Source organism: Cedecea sp. AS113 (genome assembly GCF_037152415.1).
Classification (GTDB): domain Bacteria; phylum Pseudomonadota; class Gammaproteobacteria; order Enterobacterales; family Enterobacteriaceae; genus Cedecea.
Map to the genome: position 1 here is coordinate 192693 of NZ_JBBCMI010000004.1, position 20304 is coordinate 212996.

Genomic DNA, 20304 nt, shown 5'->3' on the forward strand with positions numbered 1-20304 from the left:
TCTCAAACTTATTATTGGGGGGGTGACGTTTGAGCTAATAATAGAGCGTTATATTAGGTTCTGCAATAGCCGTGAATGTAAGTAATTCAAAATTTGCTGATATATAAGTGGCAGTTTAAATACTGTTAACTTAATTCCTGGCCGCTAAACCACGTGAAATGGCACTTCAAGACTCAATTTTTAGACAACAACCCTGCCATCAAAAGGGTTTGTCATGATGAGGGAAAGATAAAAATTTCGCATTAATCATCAAATATCAAGCGCGGGTATTTAGGCATAGGATGGATAGCGGTCGTTTACAATTTATAATAATTGAGCAGGTGAAGCATTTCATTAGAGGCGATAACCCGTCTGGATCGGCGATCCGTCATAGCTGTTTCATGTATCCGGCGTACCGCTATTACTCAATGTATAAGCGTGATTTATTAATATATCGGATACAATTAACCTTGATGTTTAGCGAGGTAATCCGCCATCCACCACACGTTACAGTGTGGTACAATCCGCCGAAACATAATTTACACTTTTGATTCAGGCAACGGGTGCAATGGCTCAACTCTATTTTTACTACTCAGCAATGAATGCGGGAAAATCGACGGCGCTACTTCAGTCATCCTGGAATTACCAGGAAAGAGGGATGCGTACGCTGGTCTACACCGCCGAAATTGATAATCGCTTTGGTGTGGGTAAGGTCAGTTCGCGTATTGGTCTGTCTTCCCCGGCCCGGCTTTATAATCCGACAACGGACCTGCTGGCCGACATCCGCGCCGAACAGCAATCTGCCCCGATACACTGCGTTCTGGTGGACGAGAGCCAATTTTTATCTAAAGAGCAGGTTTATGCTTTATCTGATGTTGTCGATGAGCTGGATATTCCTGTTTTATGCTACGGGCTGCGAACGGATTTTCGCGGGGAGTTATTCAGCGGAAGTCAGTACCTGCTGGCGCTGTCAGACAAATTGGTTGAGCTGAAAACGATTTGTTTCTGTGGCCGTAAAGCCAGTATGGTGCTGCGTCTCGATCAGGAAGGTCGGCCTTATAATGAGGGTGAACAGGTGGTGATAGGCGGGAATGAGCGCTATGTTTCGGTCTGCCGTAAGCATTACAAAGAAGCGTTGCTTAAAGGCTCTCTACAGGCCATTCAGGGCAACTGATTCACCGACCATAACTTCCTGTAACGCTTCTACATTAAACATGCTGTGCAGGCCTGAGTGACGTATTCAGACAGAAAAAAACCCGCCAAAAGGCGGGTTTTGCATTTTAAGGGATACCGATTAAGCCGTTTTCTTGGCTTTTTTGTCAGCTTTTGCCGCTGGTGCAGCTTCTTTAGCCGCAGCACCTTCAACAAACGGACGGCCGTAGTAGGTATCCAGCAGAATCTGTTTCAGTTCAGAAATCAGCGGATAGCGTGGGTTAGCGCCGGTGCACTGGTCATCAAAGGCATCTTCGGACAGTTTATCCACGTGGGCCAGGAAGTCTGCTTCCTGCACGCCTGCTTCGCGGATGGACTTAGGAATACCCAGTTCAGCTTTGATTGATTCCAGCCATGCCAGCAGTTTCTCAATCTTAGCCGCGGTACGGTCGCCCGCTGCGGTCAGACCCAGATGGTCGGCGATTTCAGCGTAGCGGCGACGAGCCTGTGGGCGGTCGTACTGGCTGAAAGCCGTCTGCTTGGTTGGGTTGTCGTTCGCGTTATAGCGAATAACGTTGGAGATCAGCAGGGCGTTCGCCAGACCGTGAGGAATGTGGAACTGAGAACCCAGTTTGTGAGCCATGGAGTGGCACACGCCCAGGAAGGCGTTAGCAAACGCGATACCGGCGATAGTCGCTGCGTTGTGAACACGTTCACGTGCAACCGGATTTTTAGACCCTTCATTATAGGAAGCTGGCAGGTTTTCTTTCAGCAGTTTGAGTGCCTGCAGAGCCTGGCCGTCAGAGAATTCGCTTGCCAGGACGGAAACGTAAGCTTCTAGCGCGTGGGTCACGGCATCCAGACCACCAAAGGCGCAGAGCGACTTAGGCATATCCATCACCAGGTTAGCATCAACAATTGCCATGTCCGGGGTCAGCGCGTAGTCAGCCAGCGGGTATTTCTGGCCGGTTGCATCGTCGGTAACAACCGCAAACGGTGTAACTTCAGAACCGGTACCGGACGTGGTAGTGACCGCAATCATCTTCGCTTTCACGCCCATTTTCGGGAACTTGTAGATACGTTTACGGATATCCATAAAGCGCAGCGCCAGTTCTTCGAAGTGGGTTTCTGGGTGTTCGTACATGACCCACATGATTTTGGCTGCATCCATTGGGGAGCCGCCGCCCAGCGCAATGATCACGTCTGGTTTGAAGGAGTTTGCCAGTTCAGCACCCTTGCGAACAACGGTCAGCGTAGGGTCAGCTTCAACTTCGAAGAAGACTTCGGTTTCTACGCCAGCGGCTTTCAGCACGGAGGTGATTTGATCGGCATAGCCATTATTGAACAGGAAACGGTCGGTCACAATCAGCGCACGTTTGTGGCCATCAGTAATCACTTCATCCAGCGCAATTGGCAGAGAGCCACGGCGGAAGTAGATAGATTTCGGAAGTTTATGCCACAGCATGTTCTCAGCTCGCTTAGCAACGGTTTTCTTGTTGATCAGGTGCTTAGGACCCACGTTTTCGGAGATGGAGTTACCGCCCCATGAACCACAACCCAGCGTCAGAGACGGCGCAAGTTTGAAGTTATACAGGTCACCGATACCCCCCTGAGAAGCCGGAGTGTTAATCAGGATACGTGCGGTCTTCATTTTGTCGCCGAAGAACTTAACGCGCGCAGGCTGGTTGTCCTGGTCGGTATAAAGGCAAGAGGTATGGCCGATACCGCCCATCTCAACCAGTTTTTCTGCTTTTACTACCGCGTCTTCAAAGTTTTTAGCGCGGTACATGGCAAGGGTAGGGGACAGTTTTTCATGAGCAAACGGCTCGGACTCATCGACTACGGACACTTCACCGATCAGGATTTTGGTGTCTGCTGGTACGGTGAAGCCTGCCAGTTCTGCAATTTTGGCTGCCGGCTGGCCCACAATCGCGGCGTTAAGCGCGCCATTCTTCAGGATGATGTCCTGAACGGCTTTCAGCTCTTTGCCCTGCAGCAGGTAACCGCCGTGGCTGGCGAAACGTTCGCGAACGGCGTTGTATACAGAATCAACAACGATGACGGACTGTTCAGACGCACAGATAACGCCGTTGTCGAAGGTTTTTGACATCAAAATAGACGCGACAGCACGTTTAACGTCGGCAGTTTCGTCTACCACTACAGGTGTGTTACCTGCGCCTACGCCTATAGCCGGTTTACCGGAGCTGTAAGCCGCTTTAACCATGCCAGGGCCACCGGTCGCCAGAATCATGTTGATGTCCGGGTGGTGCATCAGGGCGTTAGACAGCTCGACGGAAGGTTGATCAATCCAGCCGATCAGATCTTTTGGTGCGCCCGCCGCGATTGCAGCCTGCAGAACAATGTCTGCTGCTTTGTTGGTTGCATCTTTAGCGCGTGGGTGCGGGGAGAAGATGATCGCGTTACGGGTTTTCAGGCTGATCAGCGATTTGAAAATGGCGGTTGAAGTTGGGTTAGTGGTTGGCACGATACCGCAGATGATACCGACAGGTTCGGCAATCGTGATGGTACCGAAGGTGTCGTCTTCAGACAGCACACCGCAGGTTTTCTCATCTTTATAAGCGTTATAGATATATTCAGAAGCGAAGTGGTTTTTAATCACTTTATCTTCGACGATACCCATACCGGATTCAGCGACGGCTAATTTAGCCAGGGGGATTCGAGCGTCGGCAGCGGCCAGGGCGGCAGCACGGAAAATCTTATCGACTTGCTCTTGAGTAAAGTTGGCATATTCACGCTGGGCTTTCTTTACGCGCTCTACGAGGGCGTTCAGTTCCGCGACATTAGTTACAGCCATAATGCTCTCCTGATAATGTTAAACTCTTTTAGTAAATAAGCTGCGCGAGTCGACAGTATAGCCAGCAGCCACCGAATGCGTGTTTAAGACAAAAAACTGTCATAAAAATGACCTGGATTCATGCGCTGATTTACTAAAAGAGCCTCATCTGAATAAGCCGTGTTAGTGGAGAAACCTGCTTTTCAGATGTGTCCAAGAGTACTCACTTCTGAGTAGGTTTTTCGTGATCTAAATCACAACTAATCGATGCTGACACCATTCAGCAGGCGGTACCCAGGTGATTGATAAATCTTTAAAAATTTAGTCACAGCAATGTCAAAACAAAGTATCACAAATTCAACATTCGGGTAACAGTTCGCCATGATGCTAAAATAAGTTGTTGCAGGCATCGATTAAGCAGGGAAATAGCGTAGCGGCAGGGGTGTTTTTCCATTACATTACGCCTGCTTTTGCTTTGTTCATTTGCGGAGTTTTGTGTGGCTCAATCCTTTTTCGACCTGCCAACCTATATTAAGTTTTTTATCGGGATGTTTGCTCTGGTCAACCCGGTAGGGATCATTCCCGTATTTATTAGTATGACCAGTTACCAGAGTGCCGCAGCAAGAAATAAAACCAACCTCACGGCCAACCTCTCGGTGGCGATTATTCTCTGGACCTCACTTTTTTTGGGTGACGGTATTCTGCAAGTTTTTGGTATTTCAATTGATTCATTCCGCATTGCCGGCGGCATTCTTGTGGTGACCATTGCTATGTCAATGATCAGCGGCAAGCTGGGTGAAGATAAACAGAATAAGCAAGAGAAATCGGAGAGCGCGATACGCGAAAGCGTGGGGGTTGTTCCCCTGGCATTGCCGTTGATGGCGGGGCCGGGTGCCATCAGTTCAACGATTGTCTGGGGAAGTCGCTATCACAGCTGGGGGCACCTGCTGGGATTCTCCCTGGCTATTGCGCTGTTTGCATTTTGCTGTTGGCTGCTGTTCCGCATTGCACCGTGGCTGGTGCGCATACTGGGGCAAACCGGGATCAACGTGATTACCCGTATTATGGGCCTGCTTCTGATGTCTCTGGGGATCGAATTTATTGTCACCGGGGTCAGGGCTATCTTCCCGGGCCTGACAAGTTAATTCCGCTGCCGCTTTCAAATGAAAAAGCAGAATCTCTATTCTGCTTTTTTTCTTTCCGTAGAAGAAAATTTTACCTGCCCGCTATCCCCATTATTGCAAAAGTAAATGCGAATCTTTCATAAGAAAATGCTTTGGAAAACCGTGTATTAGAGGTTGACGTTGTAACAAGCTGTACAGAAAAGTGGCGATCGAAATGATATTTAGCATCCGTTATGCAATCAGGCTTGCTGCGGGTTTATTGAGATGATATTAGTAATTCATGCCTTCCCGCAGAGGAATGTGCTAAAAAATAATCAATTGTTAATTTTTTGTGAGTGATGAAGCAGGCGATAAACCGACCTCCTCTCTAATGCAGTGATAGTATACTAACCCCATGATAATAAAGATTATGATTGGGTTTTTATAAACATCCTTCCTGCATGACGCTCCCCACAATCTCTCCATAAAAGAGAAATGGTTAACAAATTTGCAAATTGTATTGGCGGGTATCTGAAGCTTTTGATACTTTCCGGGCAAAACAATTCGCTGAAAAATGTTTCTTTTCTAGATGAGAATGATTTCGCAGCGTAATCATGTCCTGCGAACCACTAAATCATGGCCGTCGACCACGCAATCGGCGGCAGAAAGAATCGACGTAATGAGGTCGCCGAATCGAGCGGCCCGAAAATAAAGTCGGTGATAGCGAAGTAGTAAGGAAAGCAGTATCCCGTACGGACGTTTAACGCTCCTGCGCTGTAAGGGACCCCTGAGGGGAAGAGGCCGACTTTCGGGTCGGTAATTATAATGAGTGGAGTACCAACACAATGACAAATATCACTAAAAAAAGCCTGATTGCAGCGGGCATTTTAACTGCGCTGATTGCTGGCAATGTCGCGATGGCGGCAGATGTTCCGGCGGGTGTGCAATTGGCAGAGAAACAAGATCTGGTTCGTAACAACGGCTCAGAACCTCAATCTCTTGATCCGCACAAAATCGAAGGCGTGCCAGAGTCCAATATCAGCCGTGACCTGTTCGAAGGTCTGCTGGTAAGCGATCTGCAGGGCCACCCGTCTCCGGGTGTCGCAGAGTCCTGGGACAATAAAGATTTTAAAGTCTGGACTTTCCACCTGCGTAAAGACGCGAAATGGTCCAACGGCGAACCTGTCACCGCGCAGGACTTTGTTTACAGCTGGCAGCGCCTGGCTGACCCGAAAACCGCCTCTCCTTATTCCAGCTACCTGCAATACGGTCACCTGACCAATATCGACGATATCATTGCCGGTAAAAAGCCGACCAGCGATCTGGGCGTGAAAGCCATCGATGACCACACTCTGGAAGTCACCCTGAGCGAGCCGGTGCCGTACTTCTACAAGCTGCTGGTTCACCCATCCGTTTCTCCGGTACCGAAAGCGACCGTTGAGAAATTCGGCGACAAGTGGACCCAGCCTGCCAACATCGTGACCAACGGTGCTTACAAATTAAAAGATTGGGTGGTGAACGAGCGTATCGTTCTGGTGCGTAACACCAACTACTGGAATAACGGGAAAACCGTGATTAACCAGGTGACCTACCTGCCAATCTCTTCTGAAGTAACAGACGTTAACCGCTACCGCAGCGGTGAAATCGACATGACGTATAACAACCTGCCGATTGAGCTGTTCCAGAAACTGAAAAAAGAAATTCCAACTGAAGTTCACGCCGATCCGTACCTGTGTACCTATTACTACGAGATCAACAACCAGAAAGCACCATTTACCGATCCTCGCGTTCGTGCGGCGCTGAAACTGGGCCTGGATCGCGACATCATCGTGAACAAAGTGAAAAACCAGGGCGATCTGCCGGCTTATGGTTATACCCCGCCGTATACTGATGGCGCGAAACTGACCCCGCCAGAGTGGTTCACCTGGTCTCAGGACAAGCGTAACGAAGAAGCCAAAAAACTGCTGGCTGAAGCAGGTTACACCAAAGACAAGCCGCTGACCTTCAACCTGCTGTACAACACCTCCGATCTGCACAAGAAGCTGGCTATCGCCGTGGCGTCTATCTGGCAGAAAAACCTGGGCGTGAACGTCAAGCTGGAGAACCAGGAGTGGAAAACCTTCCTGGATACCCGTCATCAGGGGACCTTCGACGTGGCGCGTGCGGGCTGGTGTGCGGACTATAACGAACCGACTTCCTTCCTGAACACCATGCTGTCCGACAGCTCTAACAACACCGCGCACTATAAGAGCCCGGCGTTCGACAAGATTATTGCCGACACCCTGAAAGTGACCGACGAAGCCCAGCGTACCGCGCTGTATGAGAAAGCTGAGCAGCAGCTTGATAAAGACTCAGCCATCGTCCCGGTTTACTACTACGTTAACGCCCGTCTGGTTAAGCCGTGGGTGGGTGGTTACACCGGTAAAGACCCGATGGATAATGTCTACGTAAGAGACTTGTACATTATCAAACATTAATGGCAATTCGTGGGGCAGGACCCACCGGTTTCGGCCGGTGGATAGATTCTGCCCCATCGTGTCTTATTTACATCGCACTGCAAAGGCACAGGCCAGAAGGTACGGGCAATGTTGAAATTTATTCTACGTCGTTGTCTGGAAGCAATTCCGACACTCTTTATTCTTATCACTATTTCCTTCTTTATGATGCGTCTCGCACCGGGGAGTCCTTTTACCGGCGAACGTACGCTGCCGCCAGAAGTCATGGCGAACATCGAAGCGAAGTATCACCTTAACGATCCGATCACCACGCAGTATTTCAGCTATTTAAAACAGCTGGCGCATGGGGATTTTGGGCCGTCATTTAAATACAAAGACTATTCGGTCAATGACCTGGTGGCCTCCAGCTTCCCGGTATCCGCAAAATTAGGTGCAGCGGCTTTCATCTTTGCCATTGTGCTGGGTGTGACGGCGGGCGTGGTTGCGGCGCTGAATCAAAACACCAAATGGGATTACACGGTAATGGGCTTTGCCATGACGGGGGTGGTTATCCCCAGCTTCGTGGTGGCGCCGTTGCTGGTACTGATCTTCGCTATCACCCTTAAATGGCTGCCCGGTGGCGGGTGGAACGGGGGGGCGCCGAAGTACATGATACTGCCGATGATAGCCCTGTCTTTGGCGTACATCGCGAGCATCGCGCGTATTACCCGCGGCTCAATGATTGAAGTCCTGCACTCTAACTTTATCCGCACCGCACGTGCCAAAGGCCTGCCGATGCGTCGTATCGTGCTGCGCCATGCCCTGAAACCTGCGCTGCTGCCGGTCCTGTCTTACCTCGGACCAGCGTTTGTGGGCATCATCACGGGCTCCATGGTGATTGAAACAATTTATGGCCTGCCGGGCATCGGTCAGCTGTTTGTTAACGGGGCGCTGAACCGTGACTACTCACTGGTTCTCAGCCTGACCATTTTGGTCGGCGCGCTGACGATTCTGTTCAACGCGGTAGTTGACGTGCTGTATGCCGTTATCGACCCGAAAATCCGTTACTAAGCTGGAGTGGCCATAATGTTGACTAAGAAAAACAGCGAGGCGCTGGAAAACTTCAGTGAAAAACTGGAAGTTGAAGGTCGCAGCCTGTGGCAGGATGCGCGTCGCCGTTTTATCCATAACCGCGCGGCGATCACCAGCCTGTTTGTCCTGGCTCTGATTGCGCTGTTCGTGGCTTTTGCGCCAGTTCTGTCGCAGTTTACCTACTTTGATACCGACTGGGGCATGATGTCGGCGGCCCCTGATATGGCATCCGGTCACTATTTCGGGACCGATTCGTCCGGTCGCGATCTGCTGGTGCGTGTTGCCATTGGGGGACGTATCTCCCTTATGGTGGGTATTTCTGCTGCGCTGGTGGCGGTTATTGTCGGGACGCTGTACGGCTGCCTGGCGGGCTATCTCGGCGGCAAAATCGACTCCGTGATGATGCGTTTGCTGGAGATCCTGAACTCCTTCCCGTTCATGTTCTTCGTGATCCTGCTGGTGACCTTCTTCGGGCAAAACATCCTGCTTATCTTCGTGGCTATCGGCATGGTGTCCTGGCTGGACATGGCGCGTATCGTGCGCGGCCAGACCCTGAGCCTGAAACGCAAAGAGTTCATCGAAGCGGCACACGTAGGCGGTGTTTCGACCATTAACATCGTTCTGCGCCATATTGTGCCGAACGTGTTGGGCGTGGTGGTGGTTTACGCCTCACTGCTGGTACCTAGCATGATCCTGTTCGAATCTTTCCTGAGTTTCCTGGGCCTCGGCACGCAGGAGCCTCTGAGCAGCTGGGGAGCGCTGTTAAGCGACGGTGCAAACTCCATGGAGGTATCACCGTGGCTTCTGCTGTTCCCGGCAGGCTTCCTGGTGGTTACGCTGTTCTGTTTTAACTTTATCGGCGATGGCCTGCGTGATGCCCTCGACCCGAAAGATCGTTAAGGAGTCCCTCCATGAGTACTATTGAAACCTCTCCGGTGGCCGCTCCACTGAACAAATCTGAGGTCCTGCTGGACGTTAAAGACCTGCGTGTGACCTTTGGCACACCCGACGGCGACGTCACGGCAGTAAACGACCTCAACTTTAGCCTGCGTGCCGGTGAAACCCTCGGCATTGTCGGTGAGTCCGGCTCGGGCAAATCCCAAACGGCCTTCGCGCTGATGGGCCTGCTGGCGGCCAATGGTCGTATCGGCGGCTCTGCGAAATTCAACGGCAAAGAGATCCTGAACCTGCCGGAGTCGCAGCTTAACCGCCTGCGCGCCGAGCAAATCTCGATGATTTTCCAGGATCCGATGACCTCGCTGAACCCGTACATGCGTGTGGGCGATCAGCTGATGGAAGTGCTGATGCTGCACAAAAAACTCGGTAAGGCGGAAGCGTTTGAAGAGTCTGTGCGGATGCTGGATGCGGTAAAAATGCCTGAAGCGCGGAAGCGTATGCGCATGTTCCCGCACGAGTTCTCCGGCGGGATGCGCCAGCGCGTGATGATTGCCATGGCGCTGCTGTGTCGGCCAAAACTGCTGATTGCTGACGAACCAACTACCGCACTGGACGTTACCGTTCAGGCGCAGATCATGACGCTGCTGAACGAGCTGAAGCGTGAGTTCAACACGGCGATCATCATGATCACCCACGACCTGGGCGTTGTGGCCGGGATCTGCGACAAAGTGCTGGTGATGTACGCCGGGCGTACGATGGAATACGGCAACGCGCGCGACGTCTTCTACAAGCCGGTACACCCGTACTCAATCGGCCTGTTGAACGCGGTACCGCGTCTGGATGCGGAAGGTGAATCTCTGCTGACCATTCCAGGCAACCCGCCGAACCTGCTGCGCCTGCCGCAGGGGTGCCCGTTCCAGCCTCGCTGTCAGTTTGCGATGGAAGCGTGTAATAGTGCTCCGCCACTGGAGCAGTTTGGTGATGGCCGCCTGCGTGCCTGCTTTAGACCGGTGGAGGAATTAGCATGAGCACCGTTGCAGAAGAGAGAAAAGTTCTGTTAGAAATCGCTGACCTGAAGGTGCATTTTGACATCAAAGATGGCAAACAGTGGTTCTGGCAGCCTTCCAAAACCCTGAAAGCCGTGGATGGCGTGACGCTGCGCCTGTACGAAGGGGAAACCCTCGGCGTGGTGGGCGAGTCCGGCTGCGGTAAATCGACCTTTGCCCGCGCCATCATTGGCCTGGTGAAAGCGACCGATGGCCGAGTAGCGTGGCTGGGGAAAGATCTTCTGGGCATGAAACAGGAAGAGTGGCGCGATGTGCGCAGCGATATTCAGATGATTTTCCAGGATCCTCTGGCATCGCTGAACCCGCGGATGAACATCGGCGATATCATCGCCGAGCCGCTGCTGACCTATCATCCAAAAATGCCTAAGCAGGAAGTTCGCGACCGCGTGAAGGCGATGATGATGAAGGTCGGCCTGCTGCCAAACCTGGTCAACCGCTACCCGCATGAGTTCTCCGGCGGCCAGTGCCAGCGTATCGGTATCGCACGCGCGCTGATTCTTGAGCCAAAACTCATCATCTGTGATGAGCCGGTCTCCGCGCTGGACGTGTCCATTCAGGCGCAGGTGGTTAACCTGCTACAGAAACTGCAGCGCGAAATGGGGCTGTCGTTAATCTTCATCGCCCACGATCTCGCGGTGGTGAAGCACATCTCCGATCGCGTGCTGGTCATGTATCTGGGCCATGCGGTGGAGCTGGGCACCTACGATGAGGTGTACCACAATCCGCTGCACCCTTATACCAAAGCGCTGATGTCGGCGGTGCCGATCCCCGATCCGGATCTGGAGAAGAACAAAACTATCCAGCTGCTGGAAGGGGAGCTGCCGTCGCCCATCAATCCGCCATCAGGCTGCGTGTTCCGCACCCGCTGCCCGATTGCCGGCCCGGAATGCGCCAAAACGCGTCCGGTGCTGGAAGGCAGTTTCCGCCATGCGGTTTCCTGTCTGAAGATTGACCCGCTATAATCTCGCCTGGGGCCAGCACCGCGCTGGCCCTTTCTTTTTGCGAGGATCACCGTGCCAGGCAACATTTTATCACTTCGTGCGCTGCTTTACCGCTTTCTGTTCGATCAAAATACCCGCTCAGGGCGCCGGTTCGAGGCGTTTTGCGGCCTGCTGGCGCTGCTCAGCGTGGCCGTTGTTTTTACCGAATCCAGCGTCGGGAGCGATCCCCGGCTAACCTACGGCGAATGGCAGCTGTTTATCTGGCTGGAAATCATCTTCACGCTGCTGTTCACCTGTGAATATCTGCTGCGAGTGCTAACGTGGCCGCAGCCCATCCGCTACGTGTTTAGCTTCTGGGGCATTATTGACCTGGCGACCATGCTGCCGCTGTATGTCCTGTGGCTTTGGCCTGAGTTTGCTATTCACTACTATTTTGCCTGGCGGGCAATGCGCGCCATTCGCGTGCTGCGTATCCTCAAACTGCTGCGCTACATGCCCGCGCTCAAAAGTCTGTGGCGCAGCCTGATTAACGCCAGCAATCAGCTGATCCTGTTCTATTCGTTTATTGCCATCGTAATGGTCGCGGCGGGAGCGCTGATGTACGGCATAGAAGGGAAGGCCAACGGCTTTACCAGCCTTGGCGTAGCGGTTTACTGGGCGGTTGTAACGGTCACCACTGTCGGCTATGGCGACATTGTGCCGCATACTGCGCTGGGGCGTTTCGTGGCCTCGCTGCTGATCCTGATTGGTTATTCGGTGATAGCCATCCCCACCGGGATTTTAACGGCGCAAATGTCGCAGGATATGCAAAGAAGGCGGTCAGTAAGGGAATGTACGCGCTGTCATCAGCAGGATCATGCCAGCAACGCGCATTACTGCAAAACCTGCGGGGAGCATCTCCCGCCCAATGAGAAGTAGTCACAGCGCGGCCTGAGGGCCGCGCAGGGAGGATTACTCACGCCACAGGATGTGGCAAAGCTTGTGGTCTTTCTCGCGGCACAGCAGGACGCGAGCGAAGATATCGTTCAGCTCGCCGCCGTCGGTATCCGCCAGCCCGATAACGACTTCTGCAAAGAAGTCAGGGTTCAGGTCGAAATCGACGTGCTCCTGCCAGTCTTCGGCCGGGTCAAACAGCTCCGCACCGCCGCGCTCCTCGAACTGTAGATTGAAAAGAATAATGTCGGCAGGATCGAGATTATCGCCCGCCAGCTCGAGAAAAATATCGTACGCCTGTTCTAAAGTCTCGTCTTCGGTCAGGCGGTTATTCAGATCCATTTCCATCTCTACATCCACTTATCGAGGGCTGATGCGCCACGTTTTACAGCAACGGACTAAAGAAGTAAAACAGTCGCTCGGTCATTCGCTGCCAGAGCGGGCGTTTTAACCATAAATGCGCGTCCAGCAGCCGCGAGCGTGAGATATAGTCGTCCTGCACCGCAGCTAAATCACCGGCAAAACCTTCATCATCGATGACCAGCGTAATCTCAAAATTCAGCCACAGGCTGCGCATGTCCAGGTTAACCGTGCCGACCAGGCTGAGTTGCCCATCGACCAGCACGCTTTTGGTGTGCAGCAGCCCGCCTTCAAACTGGTAAATTTTCACGCCAGCGGCAAGCAGTTCAGTGAAGAACGCGCGGCTTGCCCAGCCCACCAGTAAAGAATCGTTTTTACGCGGCACGATGATACTCACGTCCACGCCGCGCTGCGCTGCCGTGCAAATGGCGTGGAGCAAATCATCGCTCGGTACGAAGTAGGGGGTCGTCATGATCAGGTATTCACGTGCGGCATAAACGGAGGTCAGCAACGCCTGATGAATCAGATCTTCCGGGAACCCTGGCCCTGAAGCGATAGTATGAATGGTGTGGCCGCTGGCCTCTTCAAACGGCATGATATTCTCATCCGGCGGCGGCGGAAGAATACGTTTCCCGGTCTCTATCTCCCAGTCGCAGGAGTATACGATGCCCATTGCGGTGGCGACCGGGCCTTCCATACGCGCCATCAAATCGACCCACTGACCCACATTCGCATCCTGCTTGAAGAAACGGGGGTCAACCATGTTCATGCTACCGGTATAGGCAATATAGTTATCGATCATCACCATCTTACGGTGCTGGCGCAGGTCCATTCGACGCAGGAAAACACGCATCAGGTTAACCTTCAGCGCTTCGACTACTTCGATGCCCGCGTTACGCATCATATTGGCCCACGGGCTGCGGAAGAAGGCGACGCTACCCGCGGAGTCGAGCATCAAACGGCAATGAATGCCGCGTCGCGCTGCCGCCATCAATGATTCTGCCACCTGGTCGGCCATGCCGCCGGGTTGCCAGATATAAAACACCATCTCGATGTTATGGCGTGCCAGTTGGATATCGCGGATCAGCGCCTGCATGGTGTCATCCGAACTGGTTAGCAGCTGGAGCTGATTGCCCTTCACGCCGGCAATCCCCTGGCGGCGCTCGCAAAGCTGGAACAGCGAGCTGGCGACCTCGCTGGTTTCTGAGGCAAAAATATGCTTACAGTTTTTCAGCTCTTTAAGCCACTTAGCGGTAGAAGGCCACATGGCGCGCGCGCGCTCTGCCCGGCGTTTACCGAGATGCAGTTCTCCCACGGAGAGATAGGCAATAATCCCGACCAGCGGCAGAATATAGATGATCAATAGCCAGGCCATTGCCGAAGGGACGGCGCGGCGTTTCATCAATATACGCAGCGTAACGCCGGCGATAAGCAGCCAGTAGCCGAGAATGACCAGCCAGCTCACCACGGTATAGAAGGTTGTCATGCCTTAAAAATCCTTTTGAAACCGAAGAGTTGAGAGTGTACGCAGAACTTTCACTGCTTAACACTAAAAGTATACGCAAAACGGATGGTTTGCCCGGCAGAAGGTTCTATAATGGCGCGTCTTTTTTAGGAAATTGAGTCGTAGACATGAGACGTAGCAGAACGGAAGTTGGGCGTTGGCGTATGCAGCGTCAAACGCAGAAGCGCAGGGCGCGTTGGCTGGAAAGCCAGTCACGGCGCAATATGCGCATTCATGCTATTCGTAAGTGCCTGGTTAACCAGCAGCGTAATTCATTGCTGTTTGCCATCCACGATCGCTGGGCATAAGATCCGGGCACCGCGTGCGGTGCCCATTAAATCCATTAGGAAATAAACCTTCCCTTTACCCTGAATTTATATTTCCAAAGGGCGGAAGTTTGTTTTTAAAATGATCGCGATCATCATTTTAATTAAAATAGACGGCATAATTCACGGAATTTTCTTACCTTGACAGGGTGCCGCAATAAGTGATTAGCGATTTAATTAAAAAGGATTTTTCTTATACCAGGAGAATAAATTTTCTGTTTGTCATTATTCTTGCCGTGCTGGTGATGTTTAGCTCGGTGCTGGCCTGGATAAACTATAATCATCAAAAAAACACGTTGGATGATGAAAGCGAAGGTTTTGTTCATAATATTGCGATGTTCTATATCGAGCAGCAGCTGAAAACTTTAGAGAATGCATTGTGGCAAAGCGCTACCCTATTAAATAATAAAACCGTTGATGCTCTGGTTAATGCTGAAAATGAAGTTTTGGAGAAACAGCTCACAACATCTATTGCGGTGTTGCCAGCTATTTCAGGTTATATCATTGCCACACGTGATGGAAAGTATAATAGCATACCAAATTCCTATGTTGATAATCGCCTGGACCTGTCAGGACGAAACTGGTACGAAAGCCTCAGCGTAAAAAGTTCTTTTGTGAACTATTCGAATATTTATGCTAATGCAGTTGATAAATCACCGGTAGTGACCATTGCCAAACTGCTGCACGACGATAAAGGCGAGCGGTACGGGATGTTCGCCATGGATCTGAATTTGATCAATATGAGCTATCCGCTACGACAGTTGGAGAGTCCGAATCCAGGGCACTTCTCGATTGTTGACCGTCAGGGAAGAGCGGTGCTTGATGCAGACAGCGATGCTATCGGCACGGAGGTTGTCTCGCCGGCGGTGGTGCAATGTATGACAAATGGCCTGGGGTCATTTCACGATAAAGCAAGTCACAGGCAGTATTACTACTACTCCTTTTCAAACCCGGACTGGTTTGTTGTTTATGCTGTAAAAGACAGAATCATTGATGATGCCGTTTTATATTATATCTGGATCATTTTGGGCGGATTTGTTTTTTGCCTGACAATTTATCTATTATTATGGTTCTTTATGCATCAATCGATAAAGTCGATGGTGATTGATATTATTTCGATGATGCGTTTTGGCCGTCTGGATATGAAAGGCGGCGTCGATAAACAAATTATGAATGAAATAAACGAAAGCAGTCAGCAAATAAAAAGTGCAAAAAATGCTTCGCTAACGGATGGTCTCACAGGGTTGCTTAATCGCCGTAGCTTTGATAATGACATTAATTACCTATTAGCCCGGGAAGCACCTTTTAGTCTTGGCATCATTGATATTGATAACTTTAAAAAAATAAACGATCACTACGGGCATCTGGTCGGTGACACGGTGCTAAAGGTCATTGCCGATATGGGCATGGGTTTACTGGACGATCGCGCCAAGCTTTATCGCTACGGTGGAGAGGAAATTGCCTTTATTTATTTTTCCGACAATCAGGTTAAAGCTATGGAAATTATGGAAGGCTGGCGTAAAGCGGTCGAAAGTAAACTCTGGCGTGAACAAGGATTAGTCGTCACCTTTAGCGGCGGTGTTTGCCCATGGCGAGGTGAGGATTATGAAGCGCTGATTGAGAAAGCCGACAGGTTGCTCTACAAGGCGAAATCCAGCGGAAAAAATAAAGTCGTGATCTCGACCAGCTAAGGAAGCCTGCCAAAAGGAGTAGTTACATGGAGAAAAGCGTTGAGTTCATCGTTAATCGGGTGATGAAGAATAACTTCGGCATGGCTTTTGAGTCGTTACTGCAGCCGATTTTCGACACATCAGGTTTTACCTGTGTCGGCGCCGAGATGCTCATTAGAGGCGTGCATCGGCGGGCACTCGTCTCCCCAGACGTGTTTATTAATCGACTGGAAGAAAACGGAGGGATTGTGTCGCTGGGCGAACATGTTATCTCCTCGGCATTTAGCTATATGACGGACGTCATCGTGCCGCATAACGGGAGTTATTTATTGCACCTCAATCTTTCGCCAGTTCAATTGAATGATGCTGGTTTTGCCGATCGGATAGTCGAGCTGGTGGCTCAGCGCCCTGTGCCAGTGCAACGCATTGTCTTTGAGATAACCGACAACAACATTCTGCTAGATGATACCGGGCGCGAAAACGCCACTCGCCTTCGTGACGCCGGTTTTTTACTTGCGTGGGATGATATTCACAGCGTTGAACAGCTTCAAAGCCGACTGGCTCAGCTAGAAACAGACTTCATAAAGCTAGACCGTGCCTGCTTCAGGGCCACATCCGGCGAAGAAACGCTCAATATTATCCGCCGTGCTCAGGAGAAAGAGGTGGATGTTATTGCGGAAGGGGTAGAAACCTTTTCGCAGATGCAAGTGCTGTTCAATAGCAATGTCAGGCTGGCGCAAGGTTATCTTTTCTCACGGCCCCTGAATCAGGACAGTTTTCGCCAGAAGCATTTACAGCTGACAGAGTAACACGCTAATGAGCCTGCAGCCTGCAGGCTCGTCTGAAGGCAAATCAGAATACTTTCTTGTATGGTTTTACTTCAACTTTAGCGTACACGCCTGCGGCGATATACGGGTCTGCATCAGCCCAGGCTTTCGCCTCTTCCAGAGACGCAAACTCGGCAATCACCGTGGAACCGGTAAAGCCGGCGCTGCCAGGATCGTTGCTGTCAACCGCCGGCATCGGGCCTGCGGTCAGCAGACGACCTTCGTCACGCAGCACCTGAAGGCGAGCCAGGTGGGCAGGGCGAACGGACAGGCGCTTTTCCAGTGAATCGGCAATATCTTGGGCATAAATGACGTACAGCACGGGCACACTTCCTTCTTGATGTTGGGTTGTAAACCACGGTAAGTGAACCTCGGGCAGACTGCAATTGAAAGATAAACAGGATGTTAAATCCTTGAGAAAATAGCGGGAAACTCGCGCAGACAGCAGGAAAAAGTGCGCCTTTGGGCAATGCGTTGTTGAATATGATTGTTATTTGCATTTAAAATTGTCGTCTCTTGAAAGACACTGAAACCATTATGACGTCAATGACCCTGGAATTACCTCGCCGCTTTCCGTGGCCGACTCTTCTCTCCGTCGGGATTCATGGTGCCGTTGTGGCCGGGTTGCTCTACACCTCGGTACATCAGGTTATTGAGTCCCCAGCACCTTCGCAGCCGATCAGCGTCACGATGGTTGCGCCTGCTGATCTTGAGCCTCCTCAGCCTCAGGTTGTTCAGCCTCCGCCACAGCCGGTCGCGGAACCCGAACCGGAGCCAGAGCCGATACCCGAGCCGCCGAAAGAGGCGCCCGTTGTTATTCACAAGCCTGAGCCTAAGCCAAAACCGAAGCCTAAACCGGTGAAAAAGGTTGAGCAGCCGAAGCGAGACGTTAAGCCGGTTGAGCCTCGTCAGACTTCTCCATTTGAAAACAATGCGCCCGTGCAGCCTGCGCCAACGGCAGCGGCGAAACCAGCTCCTGCATCGCCTGCACCATCGGTGAACACCGGGCCGCGAGCGATCAGCCGCGACAGGCCGCAGTACCCTACGCGAGCTTTTGCATTGCGCATGGACGGCAACGTTCGCGTGAAGTTTGATGTCGATGCCGATGGCCGGGTGAATAACGTTGAGATCCTCTCCGCCCAGCCTGCAAACATGTTTGAACGTGAAGTTAAGCAGGCGATGAAGAAGTGGCGCTATGAGAGCGGGAAGCCAGGGCAGGGCATTACCGTCAACATTAAATTCCGCATTAGCGGCGGCGCAAGCATGGATTAATAATCATCACCCACCTTTTAAAAAAGCCACGTATGAGAATACGTGGCTTTTTTATTTCGTGACCTGTTTTGCCTAATGTTGCAGGACAATTATTGTTTAAATATTCATCAGCTAAACGATTCCAGAAAAATAATAAATGAGTTATTTCATTCCTTATCTTAAATTCAATAATCAAACTTAAGGTAAATTAACTACTAATATTAATAGGGTGTTTATTTAAGACTTTTCTTATTTATTGCTGCGCTGGCATACTAAAAGGAAATGACAAAAATAGACTCTTCCTTTATGCGCCATTATTATAAGGCCGCCTTTTTGTGCGTGCTTTTTTACTCCGAATTAAACTATGCTGCGCCGCTGACGCCTGCCGACCGGGACACTATTCTCCAGCAGCAGCAGGATTTGCTGTTGCAGAACAGGCAGCAGCGAGAGGAGATCCAGCGTAGCCTCCAGCCCCGACTGGCAAGCCCTGTGGCCCAACCTGACCAGGGACCCTGCTTCACCATTCGCCATATTGATATTGAAAATGCCACGCTGCTTTCCGACCCGGCCCGGAATCGCCTAATTACGCCCTATATTGATCGCTGCCTCGGCATGGCGAAGATCAATCAGCTAACCCGGGATATATCTGACTGGTATATTAGCCGCGGATATATCACCAGCCGGGCATTTTTGACCGAGCAGGATCTTTCGGGGGGAACGCTGCATATTGCCGTGCTGGAGGGCAGGCTGCAGGCTATTCGTATTGAAGGGGCTCCTTCACGCCAGCTAAAAATGGCGTTTCCGGGACTGGAAGGGAAAATACTTAACCTGCGCGATATTGAGCAGGGGATGGAGCAAATAAACCGGTTACGCACCACGCCGGTACAAATTGAAATATTACCGGGCGAGAAGGCCGGGGAATCAATTGTCAATCTCACGGCCACGCCTGAATTTCCATTTTCCGCAGCCGTCGGGTTTGATAACAGCGGGCAAAAAAGCACCGGCACCGGGCAGCTCACCGCCTCGCTGACCGCCAATAATCCGCTGGGGCTGGCTGATAAATGGTTTATCAGCGGTGGGCGCAGCAGCGATTTTGCCAGCGACCATGATGCCCAAAGCTTTCAGGCCGGGGTCAACGTGCCATGGGGTTATAGCCTCGTTGATTACAGCTACAGCTGGAGCGACTACCTCACCACCCTGGATAACAAAGGTTATCTGTGGCGTTCGACCGGGCGAGCCGAAACGCATCGCCTGAACTTCTCCCGCGTGCTTTACCGAAACGGTGACTTAAAAACCGCCGCCTCCATCGGCCTGACTCACCGTATTAGCCGCAACTACCTGAACGATGCGCCGTTGCTTAGCAGCAGCCGGAAGCTCACCAGCCTGCAGTTCGGCCTTAACCACACGCAGAAAATCGCAGGCGGCGTGGCAACTCTGAACCCGTCATTCAGCCACGGCGTGCCGTGGTTTGGGGCCGAAAACGATAACGGCAAGCGGGGCGATGTGCCAAAAGCCGAATTCAAAAAATGGAGCCTGAGCGGCAGTTTTCAGCGTCCGCTGACGCAAAAAATTTGGTGGTTAACCAGCGTCTACGGCCAATGGTCGCCCGATCGACTTTACGGCAGCGAGCGCTTAACGATAGGCGGTGAAAGCTCCGTGCGCGGCTTTAAAGAGCAATACCTTTCCGGCGATAACGGGGGCTATCTTCGCAAGGAACTGAACTATGCCCTGTTCAGCTTCCCTTATCTGGGCGAAGTCAGCCTGAACGCTGCCGTAGATGGCGGTTGGCTGCGCAATGACAACGAAGACAGGCAGGCATCCGGCACGCTTTGGGGTGCCTCCGCTGGCCTCACTGTCGCCGGGCGTTTCTACTCCAGCCAGTTCACCGTTGGCACACCACTTCACTATCCGGGCTATCTGGCACCGGATCATCTCGTGATTTATTACCGCCTGGGCCTGGCGATTTAAGGTAA

The 20304-nt window shown here is 51.7% G+C and carries 17 protein-coding genes; 13 read left to right on the forward strand and 4 right to left on the reverse strand.

What is annotated here, in order from left to right:
* Nucleotides 1-547: 547 nt before the first annotated feature.
* Nucleotides 548-1153 (forward strand): thymidine kinase, encoded by a 606-nt coding sequence (gene tdk / locus WFN87_RS06775; protein ID WP_039303730.1) that lies wholly within the window; start codon nucleotides 548-550, stop codon nucleotides 1151-1153.
* Nucleotides 1154-1273: 120 nt separating this feature from the next.
* On the opposite strand, the gene adhE is transcribed toward tdk, so the two are convergent.
* Nucleotides 1274-3946 (reverse strand): bifunctional acetaldehyde-CoA/alcohol dehydrogenase, encoded by a 2673-nt coding sequence (adhE, locus tag WFN87_RS06780; RefSeq protein ID WP_166992030.1) that lies wholly within the window; start codon nucleotides 3944-3946, stop codon nucleotides 1274-1276.
* Nucleotides 3947-4422: 476 nt separating this feature from the next.
* Here adhE and WFN87_RS06785 point away from each other — a divergent pair, with 476 nt between their 5' ends.
* The 7 genes from WFN87_RS06785 (at nucleotide 4423) to WFN87_RS06815 (ending at nucleotide 12378) form a co-directional block, all read left to right on the forward strand.
* Entirely contained in the window at nucleotides 4423-5070 is a 648-nt protein-coding gene (locus tag WFN87_RS06785; RefSeq protein WP_008454247.1) for a YchE family NAAT transporter, read from the forward strand.
* Between the two features lie 803 nt (nucleotides 5071-5873).
* The gene (gene oppA, locus WFN87_RS06790) at nucleotides 5874-7505 is read left to right on the forward strand and encodes an oligopeptide ABC transporter substrate-binding protein OppA (protein ID WP_166992033.1); all 1632 of its coding nucleotides are present in this window, start codon (nucleotides 5874-5876) and stop codon (nucleotides 7503-7505) included.
* A gap of 108 nt (nucleotides 7506-7613) precedes the next feature.
* The gene (gene oppB, locus WFN87_RS06795; protein WP_008454251.1) at nucleotides 7614-8534 is read left to right on the forward strand and encodes an oligopeptide ABC transporter permease OppB; all 921 of its coding nucleotides are present in this window, start codon (nucleotides 7614-7616) and stop codon (nucleotides 8532-8534) included.
* 12 nt (nucleotides 8535-8546) lie between these two features.
* A complete protein-coding gene (gene oppC, locus WFN87_RS06800) occupies nucleotides 8547-9455 on the forward strand; it encodes an oligopeptide ABC transporter permease OppC (protein WP_034807489.1) in 909 nt (302 codons plus the stop codon).
* 11 nt (nucleotides 9456-9466) lie between these two features.
* Nucleotides 9467-10480, forward strand: a complete 1014-nt coding sequence (locus tag WFN87_RS06805; protein WP_039303721.1) for an ABC transporter ATP-binding protein — start codon at nucleotides 9467-9469, stop codon at nucleotides 10478-10480.
* Nucleotides 10477-11481: a murein tripeptide/oligopeptide ABC transporter ATP binding protein OppF gene (oppF, locus tag WFN87_RS06810; protein ID WP_166992036.1), complete on the forward strand. Its 1005-nt coding sequence runs from the start codon at nucleotides 10477-10479 to the stop codon at nucleotides 11479-11481. Before WFN87_RS06805 ends, oppF begins: the two co-directional genes overlap by 4 nt.
* Nucleotides 11482-11532: 51 nt before the next feature.
* Complete coding sequence (locus tag WFN87_RS06815; protein WP_336982324.1) at nucleotides 11533-12378, forward strand: ion transporter; 846 nt, start codon at nucleotides 11533-11535, stop codon at nucleotides 12376-12378.
* 33 nt (nucleotides 12379-12411) lie between these two features.
* Here the strand turns inward: WFN87_RS06815 and WFN87_RS06820 are convergent, their stop codons facing one another.
* Both WFN87_RS06820 and cls read right to left on the reverse strand, forming a co-directional pair.
* Nucleotides 12412-12741: an HI1450 family dsDNA-mimic protein gene (locus tag WFN87_RS06820; protein WP_008454257.1), complete on the reverse strand. Its 330-nt coding sequence runs from the start codon at nucleotides 12739-12741 to the stop codon at nucleotides 12412-12414.
* 37 nt (nucleotides 12742-12778) lie between these two features.
* Nucleotides 12779-14239 carry a cardiolipin synthase gene (gene cls / locus WFN87_RS06825; RefSeq protein WP_008454258.1) on the reverse strand — a complete coding sequence of 487 codons (1461 nt, stop codon included), beginning with the start codon at nucleotides 14237-14239 and terminating at the stop codon, nucleotides 12779-12781.
* Nucleotides 14240-14385: 146 nt separating this feature from the next.
* Between cls and WFN87_RS06830 the strand changes: the two genes are divergently transcribed.
* The 3 genes from WFN87_RS06830 to WFN87_RS06840 all read left to right on the forward strand — a co-directional run bounded on the left by WFN87_RS06830 (nucleotide 14386) and on the right by WFN87_RS06840 (nucleotide 17062).
* On the forward strand, nucleotides 14386-14565 hold the full coding sequence (locus WFN87_RS06830) for a YciY family protein (protein WP_008454259.1): 180 nt from the start codon (nucleotides 14386-14388) through the stop codon (nucleotides 14563-14565).
* 179 nt (nucleotides 14566-14744) lie between these two features.
* A complete protein-coding gene (locus WFN87_RS06835) occupies nucleotides 14745-16274 on the forward strand; it encodes a sensor domain-containing diguanylate cyclase (protein ID WP_336982323.1) in 1530 nt (509 codons plus the stop codon).
* Between the two features lie 26 nt (nucleotides 16275-16300).
* Entirely contained in the window at nucleotides 16301-17062 is a 762-nt protein-coding gene (locus WFN87_RS06840) for an EAL domain-containing protein (protein WP_336709737.1), read from the forward strand.
* Nucleotides 17063-17105: 43 nt separating this feature from the next.
* On the opposite strand, the gene WFN87_RS06845 is transcribed toward WFN87_RS06840, so the two are convergent.
* Entirely contained in the window at nucleotides 17106-17402 is a 297-nt protein-coding gene (locus tag WFN87_RS06845; RefSeq protein WP_008454262.1) for a YciI family protein, read from the reverse strand.
* A 215-nt stretch (nucleotides 17403-17617) separates the two neighbouring features.
* Between WFN87_RS06845 and tonB the strand changes: the two genes are divergently transcribed.
* Complete coding sequence (tonB, locus tag WFN87_RS06850; protein WP_336709651.1) at nucleotides 17618-18352, forward strand: TonB system transport protein TonB; 735 nt, start codon at nucleotides 17618-17620, stop codon at nucleotides 18350-18352.
* A gap of 285 nt (nucleotides 18353-18637) precedes the next feature.
* Nucleotides 18638-20299, forward strand: a complete 1662-nt coding sequence (locus WFN87_RS06855; RefSeq protein WP_336982436.1) for a ShlB/FhaC/HecB family hemolysin secretion/activation protein — start codon at nucleotides 18638-18640, stop codon at nucleotides 20297-20299.
* Nucleotides 20300-20304 lie beyond the last annotated feature (5 nt).

Bases quoted from the DNA above. Each gene is read 5' to 3' on its own strand.
- WFN87_RS06830 (WP_008454259.1), top strand. From the start codon at position 14,386: ATGAGACGTAGCAGAACGGAAGTTGGGCGTTGGCGTATGCAGCGTCAA.
- oppF (WP_166992036.1), top strand. From the start codon at position 10,477: ATGAGCACCGTTGCAGAAGAGAGAAAAGTTCTGTTAGAAATCGCTGAC.
- tonB (WP_336709651.1), top strand. From the start codon at position 17,618: ATGACGTCAATGACCCTGGAATTACCTCGCCGCTTTCCGTGGCCGACT.
- tdk (WP_039303730.1), top strand. From the start codon at position 548: ATGGCTCAACTCTATTTTTACTACTCAGCAATGAATGCGGGAAAATCG.
- WFN87_RS06820 (WP_008454257.1), bottom strand. From the start codon at position 12,741: ATGGAAATGGATCTGAATAACCGCCTGACCGAAGACGAGACTTTAGAA.
- oppA (WP_166992033.1), top strand. From the start codon at position 5,874: ATGACAAATATCACTAAAAAAAGCCTGATTGCAGCGGGCATTTTAACT.
- WFN87_RS06855 (WP_336982436.1), top strand. From the start codon at position 18,638: ATGCGCCATTATTATAAGGCCGCCTTTTTGTGCGTGCTTTTTTACTCC.
- WFN87_RS06840 (WP_336709737.1), top strand. From the start codon at position 16,301: ATGGAGAAAAGCGTTGAGTTCATCGTTAATCGGGTGATGAAGAATAAC.
- adhE (WP_166992030.1), bottom strand. From the start codon at position 3,946: ATGGCTGTAACTAATGTCGCGGAACTGAACGCCCTCGTAGAGCGCGTA.
- oppB (WP_008454251.1), top strand. From the start codon at position 7,614: ATGTTGAAATTTATTCTACGTCGTTGTCTGGAAGCAATTCCGACACTC.
- cls (WP_008454258.1), bottom strand. From the start codon at position 14,239: ATGACAACCTTCTATACCGTGGTGAGCTGGCTGGTCATTCTCGGCTAC.
- WFN87_RS06805 (WP_039303721.1), top strand. From the start codon at position 9,467: ATGAGTACTATTGAAACCTCTCCGGTGGCCGCTCCACTGAACAAATCT.